A 12215-nucleotide genomic window follows, 5' to 3' on the forward strand; every position below is an offset into this window, starting at 1 on the left:
CGACCTGTCACGGGCAGTGCTGACCTGTCGGTGGCGACGCTAGCATGTCACGCAGACCTCGCACAGCGACGGGCTTAATCGCCCGAGCGCCCAACGTCCGACGATCAGCTAATGGCGGAACCGTCGGGCATGGACGCGTTCGCGCACCTCGGGAGCGAGGTCCGGTCGGCGCTCTCCGAACAGGGCTTTTCCACGCCGACGGAGCCGCAGCGCGAGGCGATCCCGCCGCTCGCGGCCGGGAAGAACGCCCTCGTCCTCGCGCCGACGGGGACCGGGAAGACAGAGACTGCGATGCTCCCCGTCTTCGACGCGATCGTCGGCGCCCGCGATGCACCCGGGGACCAGCCCCGCGAGGGGATCTCCGCGCTCTACATCACGCCCCTCCGCGCGCTCAACCGCGACATGATGGGCCGGCTGGAGTGGTGGGGCGATCGACTCGGCGTCGAGGTCGCGGTACGCCACGGCGACACCACGCAGTACGAGCGGTCGAAGCAGGCCGACGACCCGCCCGACGTGCTCATCACGACGCCGGAGAGCCTGCAGGCGATCCTGACGGGCTCGAAGATGCGGGTCGCCTTGGAGGACGTCGCGCACGTCGTGATCGACGAGGTCCACGAGCTCGCCTCCGCGAAGCGCGGCGCCCAGCTGACGGTCGGGCTCGAACGCCTCCGGCGCGTGGCGGGGCCGTTCCAGCGGGTCGGGCTCTCCGCGACCGTGGGGACGCCGGAGGAGGTCGGGCGGTTCCTCGTCGGGAGCGGGACGCGCGACCCGACCCGCGAGGGCGACCGCGAGTTCGAGATCGTCGAGGTCGCCGCGGGGACGCGCACCGACGTTCGCGTGCTCGACCCCGAAATTACGGACCGAGATACGACCCTCGCCGGAGAGCTGGCGGTCGACGAGACGACCGCGAGCCACGTCCGGACGATCCGGGAGATCGTCGCGAATCACGACTCGACCCTGATCTTCGTCAACACGCGCCAGACCGCGGAGGCGCTCGGCTCGCGGTTCAAGACGCTCGCGGAGCGGGAGGAGAAAGACGAGGGACTCACCGACCCCACCGAGATCGAGGTCCACCACGGGTCGCTCTCGAAGGACGTGCGGATCGACGTCGAGGACCGGTTCAAGGCGGGGGAGCTCGACGGGCTCGTCTGCACCTCCTCGATGGAGCTCGGCATCGACGTGGGGCGGGTCGACCACGTGGTCCAGTACGGGAGCCCGCGGGAGGTCGCCCGGCTGCTCCAGCGCGTCGGGCGCGCGGGGCACCGCCGCGACCTCATCTCGGAGGGAACGGTCGTGACGCAGGGCGGCGACGACACCCTCGAAGCGCTCGCGATCGCGCGGCGCGCCGACGCCGAACTCGTCGAGCCGGCGGCGATCCACCACGGCAGCCTCGACACCGTCGCGAACCAGATCGTCGGCGTCGTGATGGACGAGGGGGAGGTCCACGCCCGCGAGGCGTACGAGGTCGTCACGAACGCCTACCCGTTCCGGGACCTCTCGGAGCCGGAGTTCCAGGAGATCGTCCGGGAGCTCGACGGCAACCGCCTGCTGTGGCTCGACGAGGAGTCGGACACCCTCGAGAAGTCGGGCGGCACGTGGCAGTACTTCTACGCGAACCTCTCGATGATCCCCGACGAGTCCACCTACGAGGTGTACGACATGTCCTCTCGGCGCGGTATCGGCACCCTCGACGAGCGGTTCGTCGTCAACTTCGCCGGCCCGGGCGAGACGTTCATCCAGCGCGGCGAGATGTGGCGCATCACCGAGGTCGACGAGGAGGAGGAGCGCGTGAACGTCACGCCGATCGCCGACCCCGCGGGCGAGGTGCCCTCGTGGATCGGCCAGGAGATCCCGGTCCCGAAGCCCGTCGCCGAGGAGGTCGGGCGAATTCGGGGCGAGGCCGCCGAGGCGCTCGCGGCGGGATCGACCCCCGAGGCCGTCGCGGCCGACCTCGCCGAGCGGTACCCCGCCGACGAGCGGACGATCGCGAGCGCCCTGCAACCGGTCGTCGACCACGTCGACGCCGGCCATCCGGTCCCGACGGACCGCCGGGTCGTGATCGAGGGGAGCGCCCGCACCGTCGCGGTCAACGCGGCCTTCGGCCACGAGGTCAACGAGACGCTCGCGCGCCTCCTCGCGGCGCTCGTCGGCCAGCAGGCGGGCTCGTCGGTCGGGATGGACGTCGACCCGTACCGGATCGAGTTCGAGGTCCCCCACGGGGTCGACCCCGGGACCTTCCGCGAGGTGTTGGAGACGACCGACCCCGACCGGCTGGAGGCGTACCTCGAGCTCGCCCTGAAGAAGTCGGACGCGCTCAAGTTCACGCTCGCGCAGGTCGCCGCGAAGTTCGGCGCCGTCAAGCGCTACCGCGAGGGGAAGGGGCGGTTCGGCGGCGACCGCCTGCTCGCGGCCCTGGAGGGGACGCCCGTCTACGACGAGGCGCTCCGCGAGGTGTTCCACGCCGACCTCGCGGTCGCGGAGACCGCGGCGCTCTTGGAGCAGATCCAGGACGGGTCGTTGGGCGTGGAGATCGCCCGCGAGCGCACGCCGCTGGGGACCGCCGGCCGCTCCGCGGGGACCGAGTTCCTCGTCCCGGAGAACGCCGACGCCGACGTGATCGAGACGATCCGCGAGCGCATTCGGAACGACCGGGTGATCCTCTTCTGTCTCCACTGCGCCGACTGGCGGCGCACGACGAAGGTGCGGCGCGTCCGCGACCAGCCGGAGTGCCCCGACTGCGGTTCGACCCGCGTCGCCGCGCTGAACCCGTGGGACGACGAGACCGTCGCGGCGGTCCGGGCGGGCGAGAAGGACGAGGAGCAGGAGCGGCGGACGGAGCGGGCGCATCGGGCGGCGAGCCTCGTCCAGACGCACGGGAAGCGCGCCGTGATCGCGCTGGCGGCGCGCGGGGTGGGGCCGCACAACGCCGCGCGGATCATCAACAAGCTGCGCGAGGACGAAGACGAGTTCTACCGCGACGTGCTCCGACAGGAGCGTGAGTACGCGCGGACGCAGTCGTTCTGGGACTAGATCGAGATTCGGGTGTGGGAGATATTTATAAGTGGAACCGTGAGGTGGTCAGCCATTTATAAGTAGTCGTTCGCAGATCGACGGCGAACACCTCCAAAGCCCCAGCCGCGACGACTCGCGCGGCTTGCTGCGCTCCTCAGTCTCTCGCGGTGCTCGCTCCCTTCGGTGCTTACTGCGCCGTGCGTCGTCCTCGCGGCTGCCCCTTTGAGTCCCGCCCCGCACAGCACCGCACCTCACACCTCCCCAGCCTCGTCGCTGGCGCCATTCGGCGCCAGCGACTCCCTCGCGCGTGCTGGCTCGCGGCCGCCGATGGCGGCCGCTCGCAGGCGCACGCCACCGCAATTCCGTTTATAAACAGTCGTCGTCGATTCCGCAACCCACCCCCTATTCGTCCGGGTACTTCGGCTCGCGGCGCTCGGCGCGCTCGGTCGCGCGCTCGATGACCTCGCGGACCGTGTCGGGGCCGTCGCTCGCGCGGTAGACGTCGCCGTGGCCGGGGTACATCGCCTCCACGGTGTCCGGGAGGACGTTGAGGATGGTGTGGAGGCTCTCGATCAGGTCCTCGCGCGACTGGCCCGCCATGTCGGTGCGGCCGAAGGACCCGTCGTCGAAGGCGCCGTCGTTGTACACGACCACGTCGCCGGAGTAGATCCGCTCCTCGCCCACCAGGGCAACGTGGTCGTCGGCGTGACCGGGGCTCTCGACGACCTCGCAGGGCTCGTCGCCGACAAGGATCTCGTCGCCGTCGACGATCCCCACGTCGCGTCGCGGGTGCGCGGCGTTCGCGTAGAGCGTCGCGTCGAACCGGTCGAGCACCGCGTCGAGCTCGCCGACGTGGTCGTGGTGCTGGTGGGTCAACACGACCCGGTCCAGCCCGTCGACGCCGGCGTCGTCGAGCGCGTCGGCGATGACGTCGTCGACGCCCGGCATCGTCCCGGCGTCGACCAGCGTCGGCGCCTCGCCGGGCACGAGGTACGCGTTGCAGGTGAACTCCTCCGCGTCGGCAGTGACGGTGATCGGCTCCATACCCACACGAGGGCGGTCGCGGCGTAAAAACGTGTACGCCGCGGCGAGACGGGACGGAGACGCCGCCGTCGCCCCCGGGCCTGATCCCGGCAGGGGATTTATCCGTTACGCTCTGTTAGTATCAGATACATATGGGCTTCGGAAGCTACGACGAATCCGAACAGGAGAACCAAGACCTGGACGCGGATTTCGACGACGAGGACGGAGTCCGAGCGGCCGAGGAGGTACACGAGGGCTCCGTCGACTACGAGCCCGGCGCCTCCAACGACGAGCTCCTCGACCGGCTCCAGGAGATCAAGTCCGAGGAGAACTGACGGGGTGACGGCGCCGAGCCGGACGCTCGGGATCGCTTTCTCTGACGGCGACCGAATCAGCCGGCTAGCCGGCGCCGTGGTCAGATCCGACGGGACCCTCGACGGGCTCGCCTTCGAGCGCTGCGCCGTCGGCGGCACCGACGCGACCGACGCCGCGATCGCCCTCTTCGACGCGCTCGACCGCGAGGACGTCCGCCACGTCGCCTGCGCCGGGATCGCCCCGGCGTGGTTCAACCTCCTCGACCTCCACCGGCTTCACGAGGCCCTCGATCGGCCCGTCTACGCCGTGAGCTACGAGCCGAGCCCCGGGCTCGGACCCGCGCTCCGCGAGGCGTTCGACGGCGACGCCCTCGACCGCCGTCTCGACGTCTACCGCTCGCTCCCGCCGCGCGTTCGGGTCGAGCGCGACGGGGAGTCTGACGAGGAGCGCGCGGGCGACCCCCTCTTCGTCCGCGCGGTCGGCATCGGCGACGACCGCGCGGCGGCCGCCGTCCGAGAGCTGGTCCGGGAGGGGTTCCGCCGGCCCGAGCCGCTCCGGCTCGCCGCGATCGCGGCGAGCGCGCACCGCGAGGCGACCGCGAGGGAGTAGCGGTCCCGCGATCGCGACCGCGGCGGCGCGGGGGGACCGCGAGACGCCCCCCGTGGATATATATCGCCCGCGGCCGACCGCCTCCGCATGAGCGACGACTCCTCGTCGGACGGCGGCGACTCGGACGACCCCGCGCCCGGCGTGACGTTCCGCGACCGCGATCGACTCGTCCGGACGCCGGCCCATGGCGTCGCCCTCGACTGTCTCGCGGCCGGAATCGCGGCCGCGCGCCCGGACCGACTAATCGAGAACGCCGTCTCCGTGCGCGACGGCACCCTCCGGATCGAGGGGGCCGAGACCGGTTCGGACGGCGGGAACGGCGGTGGCGTCGGCGAGTACGACCTCGCCGACTACGACCGCGTGGTCCTGCTCGGAGCGGGCAAGGCGTCAGCCGAGGTCGCCGCCGCGCTCGCCGGGGTGCTCGCCGACAGCGACCGCGAGATCGCCGAGGGCGTCGTCGTGACCGAGGACCCCGAGACCAGACCGTCGCCGCCGGGAGTGGAGGTCCTCCCCGGCGACCACCCGGTCCCGAGCGACACCGGCGTCGAGAGCGCGCGGCGCGTCCTCGATCTGGCCGAGCGCGCCGGCCCGGACGACCTCGTGCTCGCCGCGATCACCGGCGGCGGGAGCGCGCTGCTCGCGGCGCCCGCCGACCCGATCTCCCCGGACGACCTCCGCGAGCTGACCGACGCGCTGCTCGCCTGCGGCGCGTCGATCGACGAGATCAACGCGGTCCGCAAACACTGCTCGGCGGTGAAGGGCGGCCGGCTCGCGCGGGCGGCGGCCCCTGCGACCGTCGTCACGCTCGCGGTCAGCGACGTTATCGGCGACCCGCTCGACATTATCGCGAGCGGCCCGACCGTCCCCGACCCCTCGACCTACGCGGACGCGCTGGCGGTGTTGGACCGCTACGACCTCGCCGCCCCGGACTCCGTGCGCGATCGTCTGCAGGCGGGGGCAGCGGGCGAGCTCGCGGAGACGCCGACCGCGGGCGACCCGGCGTTCGACCGCGCGCGGTCGTTCGTCGTCGGCAACGGGCGGACGGCGCTGGACGCCGCCGCGGAGGCCGCCGCCGAGCGCGGGTACGAGCCGCTGGCGCTCGCCGCCGGGGTCCGGGGCGAGGCCCGAGGCGCCGGGACCACCCACGCCGCGATCGCCGAGGAGTGCGCGGCCCGCGGGTCGCCGGCCGAGCCGCCCGCCGTGCTGCTCTCGGGCGGGGAGACGACGGTGACGCTCGGCGACGCGGAGGGGACTGGCGGGCCGAACGCCGAGTTCGCGGCGAGCGCCGGGCTCGCGCTGGCGGAGGGGCCGCTCGGCGGGGGCGACGGGAGAGAGGACGACGAAGGGGAGACCGCGCCCCGGATCGTCGTCGCGAGCGCCGACACCGACGGGATCGACGGCCCCACCGACGCCGCGGGCGGGATCGCGGACGCGACCACGCTGGACCCGGACGCCGCCCGCGACGCGCTGGACCGACACGACGTCTATCCCCTACTCGACGAGGCGGACGCGCTGCTCCGCACCGGCCCGACCGGGACGAACGTCAACGACCTGCGCGCGATCGTGATCGAGGCGGCCGACGGGGAGTGACCGGGACCGCGGAGCGACGCGTTCGACGTGAATATCGCGACATCGACGTGCGGGGCGTTCACGCGTCGCATTCGGTTGCTGTACGTTTTTGCGGCGCCCGGGACAACGATCCGGGAGATGACGCCCGAACTCGACGATATCGACCTCGGCACCGTCCCGCTCGGCCGGACCGGGCTCCGGACGAGCGAGCTCCAGCTCGGCACGTGGCGGTTCGGCCGCGTGACCGAGGCGGGGAACGTGGAGATCGACGAGGCGCGCGCCCGCGAGCTGCTCGACGCCTACGAGGCCGCCGGCGGCCGGTACGTCGACACCGCCGACGTGTACGGGGGCGGCGACTGCGAGCGGTGGATCGGCGACTGGCTCGCCGACCGCGACCGCGAGCGCTACACGATCGCCTCGAAGGTGTACTGGCAGATCCGCGACGGCGACCCGAACAGCCGCGGGACGAACCGCAAGAACGTCCGCCACCGCGTCGACGCCCTCTTAGACCGGCTCGACACCGACTACCTCGACGTCCTCTACATCCACCGCTGGGACGACGAGACGCCGGCCCGCGAGCTGATGAAGACCCTCAACGGGCTCGTCGAGTCCGGGAAGGTCCACTACATCGGCGCCTCGACGCTCCGCCCGAACGCGTGGAAGGTCGCCCGCGCCAACGCCATCGCCCGGAGCGAGGGCTGGGAGCCGTTCACGGTGCTGCAGCCGCGCTACAACCTCGTCGACCGCGAGGTCGAGGGGGACTACCTGGAGTTCGCCCGCCAGCGGAACCTCGCCGTCTCCCCGTGGAGCCCGCTCGGGCAGGGCTTTTTGACCGGGAAGTACGACCGCGACGAGGACCTCCCGGAGGAGTCGAGGGCCGCGGAGTCGAGTCGCTTCCAAGCGGCGTACCTCACCGAGGAGAACTTCGCCGTCCACGACGAGCTCGACGCCGTCGCCGACGAGGTCGACGCCTCGCCCGCCCAGACCGCGCTCGCGTGGCTCGCGCACCGCGACGGCGTCACGGCGCCCATCGTCGGCGCGCGCACCGTCGACCAGCTCGCGGAGAACCTCGCGGCCGCGTCGATCGACCTCTCCGACGAGCAGGTCGAGCGTCTCACCGCCGCGAAGCCCGGGCCGTACGACGAGTTATAAAGCGCGGCGTCGGTCCACTCCGACTCTACCGGTCCGCGCAGTACTCGACGAAGTTCCGCAGGATTTTGAGCCCCGTCTCCCCGCTCTTCTCGGGGTGGAACTGCGTGCCGAACACGTTGCCGGCGTCGTTGGCGACGACCGCGGGAAAGTCGACCCCGTAGTCGGCGGTGGCGACGACCGCGTCCGGATCGTCGGGCGCGGCGTAGTACGAGTGGACGAAGTAGGCGTACTCCCCCGATACCCCCTCGACGATCGGGTGGTCGCGCTCGACCTCGAGCTCGTTCCACCCCATGTGCGGGACCTTCCGGTCGACGTCGAACCGGACGTTGGTGCCGGGGACCAGATCGAGCCCGGTCACCTCGCCTTCCCCCTCGTGGTCGGCCTCCTCGCTGGACGTGAGCAGCATCTGCATCCCGAGGCAGATCCCGAAGAGGGGGCGGCCCGCCTCGGCGTGGTCCGTCAGCGCCTCGCGCAGCGGGCCGGCGTTCTCCATCCCCTCGCGGAACGCGCCCACGCCGGGGAGGACGACGCCGTCGGCGGCCGCGAACGCCTCGGGGTCGTCGGTGATCTCGACCGACGCGCCCGCGCGCTCCAGCCCGCGGGTCGCCGACCGGAGGTTCCCGAGCCCGTAGTCGACCAGAACGACGTCCGCCAGCGTCTCCGCGGGCGGCTCGAAGGTGCTCATACGTCCCCTCCGAGGGGGACGGAAAAGTCGGTTTCCCTTGCGACAGTCGGCGGGCGACGGCGCGAGCGGGCCACGGAGGGCGTGCCCGCGACCGGGTCAGTACTCGCCGAGCCGGGACTGACCGTCGCCGCCGTCTTCCCCTCGGCTCCCGACCCCGCTCAGCTCGCTCGCTCGGGCGATCGTCTCGAAGAAGCCGTCGCGCTGGCTCCGGTCGTACAGCGTCGCCGCCGGGTGGACCGAGAGGAGGACGCGCCGCGACGCGCCCGCGATCCGGGCGTCGACGACTGCGCCCGACTCCGACGTGATCGCCACCGACCGGTCGAGCAGGTGCTCGCTCGGCACTTTCCCCAGCGTCACGATCAGTTCGGGGTCCAGGCGGTCGATCTCGCTTTCGAGGTGGCCGCGGCAGTTCGCCAGCTCCTCGGTCGTCGGGTCGCGGTTGTCCGGGGGGCGGCACCGCACGCAGTTGGTGATGCGCACGTCCGCCCGCGCGAGGCCGGCGTCCCGTAGCGCCTCGTCGAGCACGTCCCCCGACCGCCCGACGAACGGCTCGCCCTGCTCGTCCTCGTTCGCGCCCGGCCCCTCACCGACGAACAGGAGGTCGGCGTCGGTCGGCCCGACGCCGTCGACGATCTGACTCCGCGACTCGACGAGCGCCGGGCAGCGCTCGCAGGACGGCACCCGGAGCTCGGCGTCGAGCGCGTCCGCGTTCTCGGTCATGCGATCCGATCCGGGCGGCGGCGACATAAGTCCGTCCGCCCGGCCCGCACGGGACGGGCGTCCGACCGCCCGATCCGCGCCGGACGGGACGTCAGTCCGCGCCCGACGTCGCCGCGTTCGGCCCAGATTCGGTCGGTGCCGCCCCGACGTCGCCGTCCGGCACCGAGCCGCCGCTCGTCTCCGAGCTCTCGCCCGCCGCCAGCGTCTCCACGTTCGCGAACGCGAAGCCCGCGAAGCCGACGCGCAGGAGCAGGTCGAGGTACTCCAGCGTCACCGTGCCGGTGAACGCGTCGAGCAGCCCGGCGATCTGGAACATCGCCCACGCGATGAGGACCCCGAAGGCGAACAGTACGAGGTTCCGGGTCTTCTTGTAGAACAGCTCGCGGGCCGGCGGCTGGCGCGACGCCGCGCCCGCGATCGGCCCGAAGTAGAGCCAGACCAGCGCGACGTAGCCGACGAGGATGGTCCCGGTGCCCGCCAGCGCGAGGGGCCCCGCGAACACCTCGGCGACGTCGTAGCCGACCCGCATCGCGACGATGAGGGCGACCACGGCGCCGACGTACCGCCGGCTCGTCCCCGCCACGAACGCCGCGAACCCGAACAGGAACGGGTACGCCACGTAGTCGGTGAGCACCTGTCCGCCCTCCAGCGTGCCGTTCGCGACCGAGAACGTTCCGATACCGGCGCCCCACAGCCCGATGCCGACGGCCGCGGCCGCGACGACCGCGACGAACGGGTAACAGTACCGGCGCAGGGCCGGCGGCTTGCGGCGCGCGAGCGCGAGCAGGACGACGGCGGAGACGGCGTAGATCCCCGCGGACGCGAACCGAACCGCGGACGGCTCAATCATCGGCCGTCACCTCCGCGTCGGCGGCGGCGCCCGGCTCGGCCGCCGGTCCGGCGCCCTCGTCCCGCCGCGTCTCGAACTGGTCGAGCCGCTGGGAGAGCGACGCGGTCCGCTCCGAGAGCGCCGTCGCCGTCTCGGCGAGGTCGCCGACGGTCTCGGCGGTGTCGTCCGCGGTCTCCGCGAGCGACCGCGCGCGGTCCGCGGCGTCGGTGGCCGAGGCGTGGACCGACTCGACGCGCGCCGCGACGGACTCGATCCCCTCCGCGCCCTCGTCGGTCGCCCGCGCGATGTCGCCCATCGCCACGTCCACGTCCTCGACGGTCCCGGTGAGCTCCTCGATCGCGTCGCCGGCCGCGCGGACCGCCGCGGTCGTCTCGTCGAGCTCCCCCATCGTCCGGTCCATCTCGCCGGCGACCGCGGAGACGTCTTCGGTCACCTCGCCGATGGTTGCCTCGATCTCGGTCGTCGACTCGCGGGTCTCCTCGGCGAGGCCCTTCACCTCGTCGGCGACGACCGCGAACCCGTCGCCGTCCTCGCCCGCCCGCGACGCCTCGATCGACGCGTTCAGCGCGAGGATGTTCGTCTGCTCGGCGATGTCGGATATCACGTCGGTCGTCTCCGCGACCCCGTCCATCCGGTCGTCGAGCCCGGCCACGAGGTCGTCCAGCTCCGCCAGCAGGTCGCCGATCGCGACGATCGCCTCGACCGCCTCGGTCGCGCGCTCCTCGCCCCGCGTCCCGAGCTCGGCGGCGGCGGTCGCGTCGCCCGCCACCTCGTCGGTCGTCGACGCGATCTCCTCGACGGTCGCCGAGAAGTCGTCGGTGTCCCTGGCCGTCTCGCGCAGCCGGTCGGTCTGCTCGTCCAGCTCGTCGGCCAGCGCCCGCATCTCGGCGGCCACCTCCTCGTTCATGCCGGCGACCTCGTCGGCGCGCGTCGCCATCTCCTCGCTGGTGGACTCCACGTCGCTCGCGAACGACTGGATGTCGTCGACCGTCTCCGAGAGCCCGCCCGTCATCTCGTTGTAGGCGGCGGTGATGCGCTCGATCGCGTCGACCTCGCTCTCCTCGGGGAGTCGCCGCGAGAGGTCGCCGTCGGCCGCCCGTTCCATGGCGCCGCCGATCGTCTCGGCGCGGTCCAAGAGCGCGTCCGACATCGCCTCCGCCTCCCGGCGGGCCGCCTCCGCCTCCGCCTCGGCGCGCTCGGACTCGGCGACGGCGTCCCGGAGCGACCGCCGGGTGTCGTCGAAGGCGGCGAACAGCCGACCGATCTCGTCGCCCCGGTCGGAGGTGGCGCGGGCGTCGAAGTCGCCGCGGCCGACCGCCTCGGCCGTCTCCGTCAGCCGCCGGAGCTCGACGGCGACGTTACCGATCAGGACGATTCCGAGCAGTCCGAGATTCAGCGTGACGACGACCCCGACCGAGATCAGCGCCGCGGTCGCGGCCGCCGCCGTGCCGGTCGTCGCGACGTGGGCCGCGAAGAGCGCGACGAAGCCCAGCGTCGCCGCCAGGGTCAAGAGCACGGCCGCCCCGACGCGTCGGCCGTACCGCGTGGTGATCGAGTTCAGCATCTGTTGTTCGGCCGGAGAAAACTGCCCTATTTAGGAGTAAAGGCCAAATTACACGTTCTGATAATTCGGCCGGGCGGGTATGCGGGCGAGGTAGGCGAGGCGGGGCGAGGCAGGTGGGGCAGGCGAGAGAGGCGGGCGAGACGAACGAGGCGAAGCGAGCGAGGCGGACGGGATGGAATTCCGGGCCCCCCGTCGGGGGAGCCGGTCGGACCGAGGACCGGTGTTTTTCCCGCGACCGCGCCACCCACGACCATGCCCAGCGTCAGCGACACCTACATCGAGAACCGCCAGCGGGTCCAGCCGACTCACACGAACAACTACGAGTCGGCCCACGGGGGCAACGTCGTCAAGTGGATGGACGAGATCGGCGCGATGTCGGCGATGCGCGCCGCCGGCGAGACGTGCGTCACGGCCAAGATCAACGGGCTCGACTTCAAGCGACCGGTGCCGCAGGGCGACACCTGCATCGTCGAGTCGTACGTGTACGCGGTCGGCCGGACGAGCCTTCGCACGCGGATCCGCGCGTTCCGCGAGTCGCCGCGCACGGGCGAGCGGGAGCTGACGACGGAGTCGTACTTCGTGTTCGTCGCCGTCGACGCCGACGGGAGCCCGACGCCGGTCCCCGAACTGGAGGTCGCGGGCGAGCGCTGCCGCGAGCTTCGCGACGAGGCGCTCGCGGCCGAGCCGGAGGAGGAGCGGTAGGCGAAGCGCGGTCT

The 12215-nt window shown here is 72.4% G+C and carries 11 protein-coding genes; 6 read left to right on the plus strand and 5 right to left on the minus strand.

All coding sequences use genetic code 11. From position 1 onward, the window contains the following. Positions 1–111: 111 nt before the first annotated feature. Positions 112–3030 (plus strand): DEAD/DEAH box helicase, encoded by a 2919-nt coding sequence (locus Hrr1229_RS05000; protein WP_176329365.1) that lies wholly within the window; start codon positions 112–114, stop codon positions 3028–3030. A 384-nt stretch (positions 3031–3414) separates the two neighbouring features. On the opposite strand, the gene Hrr1229_RS05005 is transcribed toward Hrr1229_RS05000, so the two are convergent. Then, positions 3415–4056 carry an MBL fold metallo-hydrolase gene (locus Hrr1229_RS05005; protein WP_123113907.1) on the minus strand — a complete coding sequence of 214 codons (642 nt, stop codon included), beginning with the start codon at positions 4054–4056 and terminating at the stop codon, positions 3415–3417. A gap of 131 nt (positions 4057–4187) precedes the next feature. Between Hrr1229_RS05005 and Hrr1229_RS05010 the strand changes: the two genes are divergently transcribed. The 4 genes from Hrr1229_RS05010 (at position 4188) to Hrr1229_RS05025 (ending at position 7680) form a co-directional block, all read left to right on the plus strand. After that, complete coding sequence (locus tag Hrr1229_RS05010; protein WP_094522147.1) at positions 4188–4370, plus strand: DUF5786 family protein; 183 nt, start codon at positions 4188–4190, stop codon at positions 4368–4370. A gap of 4 nt (positions 4371–4374) precedes the next feature. Continuing rightward, positions 4375–4959 carry a DUF99 family protein gene (locus Hrr1229_RS05015; RefSeq protein ID WP_123113906.1) on the plus strand — a complete coding sequence of 195 codons (585 nt, stop codon included), beginning with the start codon at positions 4375–4377 and terminating at the stop codon, positions 4957–4959. 87 nt (positions 4960–5046) lie between these two features. Next, the gene (locus Hrr1229_RS05020) at positions 5047–6549 is read left to right on the plus strand and encodes a DUF4147 domain-containing protein (RefSeq protein ID WP_123113905.1); all 1503 of its coding nucleotides are present in this window, start codon (positions 5047–5049) and stop codon (positions 6547–6549) included. 117 nt (positions 6550–6666) lie between these two features. Continuing rightward, a complete protein-coding gene (locus tag Hrr1229_RS05025; protein ID WP_123113904.1) occupies positions 6667–7680 on the plus strand; it encodes an aldo/keto reductase in 1014 nt (337 codons plus the stop codon). Between the two features lie 25 nt (positions 7681–7705). Here Hrr1229_RS05025 and hisH read toward each other — a convergent pair whose 3' ends face one another. The 4 genes from hisH to Hrr1229_RS05045 form a co-directional block, all read right to left on the minus strand. Then, positions 7706–8365, minus strand: a complete 660-nt coding sequence (gene hisH, locus Hrr1229_RS05030; protein WP_123113903.1) for an imidazole glycerol phosphate synthase subunit HisH — start codon at positions 8363–8365, stop codon at positions 7706–7708. 96 nt (positions 8366–8461) lie between these two features. Next, positions 8462–9085 carry a uracil-DNA glycosylase gene (locus Hrr1229_RS05035; protein ID WP_123113902.1) on the minus strand — a complete coding sequence of 208 codons (624 nt, stop codon included), beginning with the start codon at positions 9083–9085 and terminating at the stop codon, positions 8462–8464. A gap of 91 nt (positions 9086–9176) precedes the next feature. Continuing rightward, the gene (locus Hrr1229_RS05040; RefSeq protein WP_123113901.1) at positions 9177–9935 is read right to left on the minus strand and encodes a bacteriorhodopsin; all 759 of its coding nucleotides are present in this window, start codon (positions 9933–9935) and stop codon (positions 9177–9179) included. Continuing rightward, positions 9928–11499, minus strand: coding sequence for a HAMP domain-containing methyl-accepting chemotaxis protein (locus tag Hrr1229_RS05045; RefSeq protein ID WP_123113900.1), 1572 nt, complete (start codon positions 11497–11499; stop codon positions 9928–9930). Before Hrr1229_RS05045 ends, Hrr1229_RS05040 begins: the two co-directional genes overlap by 8 nt. A gap of 252 nt (positions 11500–11751) precedes the next feature. Here Hrr1229_RS05045 and Hrr1229_RS05050 point away from each other — a divergent pair, with 252 nt between their 5' ends. Then, positions 11752–12201 (plus strand): acyl-CoA thioesterase, encoded by a 450-nt coding sequence (locus Hrr1229_RS05050; protein ID WP_123113899.1) that lies wholly within the window; start codon positions 11752–11754, stop codon positions 12199–12201. Positions 12202–12215: the final 14 nt, after the last annotated feature.

Source organism: Halorubrum sp. CBA1229 (genome assembly GCF_003721435.2).
GTDB lineage: Archaea > Halobacteriota > Halobacteria > Halobacteriales > Haloferacaceae > Halorubrum.

Coding starts and splice junctions, on each gene's coding strand:
- Hrr1229_RS05045 (WP_123113900.1), bottom strand. CDS start 11,499: ATGCTGAACTCGATCACCACGCGGTACGGCCGACGCGTCGGGGCGGCC.
- Hrr1229_RS05010 (WP_094522147.1), top strand. CDS start 4,188: ATGGGCTTCGGAAGCTACGACGAATCCGAACAGGAGAACCAAGACCTG.
- Hrr1229_RS05020 (WP_123113905.1), top strand. CDS start 5,047: ATGAGCGACGACTCCTCGTCGGACGGCGGCGACTCGGACGACCCCGCG.
- Hrr1229_RS05035 (WP_123113902.1), bottom strand. CDS start 9,085: ATGACCGAGAACGCGGACGCGCTCGACGCCGAGCTCCGGGTGCCGTCC.
- hisH (WP_123113903.1), bottom strand. CDS start 8,365: ATGAGCACCTTCGAGCCGCCCGCGGAGACGCTGGCGGACGTCGTTCTG.
- Hrr1229_RS05005 (WP_123113907.1), bottom strand. CDS start 4,056: ATGGAGCCGATCACCGTCACTGCCGACGCGGAGGAGTTCACCTGCAAC.
- Hrr1229_RS05000 (WP_176329365.1), top strand. CDS start 112: ATGGCGGAACCGTCGGGCATGGACGCGTTCGCGCACCTCGGGAGCGAG.
- Hrr1229_RS05050 (WP_123113899.1), top strand. CDS start 11,752: ATGCCCAGCGTCAGCGACACCTACATCGAGAACCGCCAGCGGGTCCAG.
- Hrr1229_RS05025 (WP_123113904.1), top strand. CDS start 6,667: ATGACGCCCGAACTCGACGATATCGACCTCGGCACCGTCCCGCTCGGC.
- Hrr1229_RS05040 (WP_123113901.1), bottom strand. CDS start 9,935: ATGATTGAGCCGTCCGCGGTTCGGTTCGCGTCCGCGGGGATCTACGCC.